Genomic DNA, 1457 nt, shown 5'->3' with positions numbered 1-1457 from the left:
CGCGATTGAGGATAGCTCGGATCTAGCGGCACATACGCGCCTCCTGCTTTTAATATCCCCAATATACCCACTACCATCTCCAGTGAGCGCTCCACACATAGCCCCACCAAACTATCTGGCTTTATATGGTGCTCCGCCCTTAAATAGTGCGCAACTTGGTTTGCTCTGGCATTCAACTCTCCATAACTCAGGCTTCTATCACCAAACACGACCGCTACTCGCTCTGGCTCTAAAGCCGCCTGCTCCTCAAATAGCTCATGGATACACTTATCTTTCGGATAAGCCTGCGCCGTATCATTCAATCCCTCTATTAAATAACGCGCTTCCGCCGCCGATAGCATCTTCAAATCATGCGGTGCGATATCTCCAACATGCTCCTCACTTAGCGCTGTCAGCAAACGACATAAGTGGTCGTTCAGCCGCTTAATCGACTCTTCACTGAATAGGCTTACATCATACGTCCAACTTAACCCTACCCCCGCATCACTCATGCTAAGGTCAACTTCTAAATCAAATTTCGCCTGTATCGTATCACTACCATAAGCGCTTATCTCTACACCCGGTAAACTAACCGCGCGCTCCCCCTGCTGCACACCATAGTCACTATTCGTCGTCAACATTATCTGGAACAGTGGGCTATGCGCTGTACTTCTTGATACCTTTAACCTATCTACCAATTGCTCAAACGGCACATCTTGATTCGCTTGCGCATCTATATGCACTTGCCTGATATGCTTAAAATAACTCGCCAAATCCGCCTGCGCCGTATTCGCTCGCAGTACCAGTGTATTCACAAAAAAGCCTATCAATGGGCTTAATTCCGACTGCGTTCGGTTCGCCACCGGTGTCCCCACCACGATATCACTACTGTGGCTATGTCTTGATAGTAATAATGACAGCGCACCATGTAGCAGCATAAAGGGTGACAGCTTATGTTTCGTCGCCAACTCTTGCAGTTTCTGCGATATCTCCGACGGTAATCTCCCTGACACTACCCCGCCTGCAAACGCCTTCTGCTTCGGCCTTGGATAGCTCAGCGGTAAACTATGTACCCCTGGGAGTGAATCTAACTGACTTTCCCAATAGCTCAACTGCTCCTCTAGCACCGCGCCTTCTAAGTGCGTGCGCTGCCAATGGGCATAGTCCGCATATTGGATTTCAAGTGCACTCAGTGGACTCGGCTTGCCTTGACTAAAGGCATCGTACAATTGGAAGAACTCTTGATTTAATACTTCCATCGACCAACCATCCGATGCGATGTGATGCATATTAAATAGCAGAACCCCTGCACGCTCCGACGTATGAATATAGCGTACTCGTATCATGACATCCGATGCTAAATCAAATGGCTGTACAAACTCATCATTGACCAGCGCCGCTACCGCTTGCGCCTGAGACTCTCCTGATAAATGTCGCACGTCCTCTTGTGCTACCTTAATCTCTACCTCTGCTATATC

General features: G+C 48.6%; 1 protein-coding gene. It reads right to left on the bottom strand.

What is annotated here, in order from left to right:
- Positions 1–1457: condensation domain-containing protein (locus NO992_RS23310; RefSeq protein WP_371380799.1), on the bottom strand; the 1457-nt coding region annotated here is incomplete at both ends.

Source organism: Pseudoalteromonas sp. DY56-GL79, assembly GCF_041414765.1.
In the GTDB taxonomy this organism is placed as follows: Bacteria; Pseudomonadota; Gammaproteobacteria; order Enterobacterales; family Alteromonadaceae; genus Pseudoalteromonas; species Pseudoalteromonas piscicida.
This window is presented reverse-complemented; position numbering and strand designations above follow the sequence as displayed.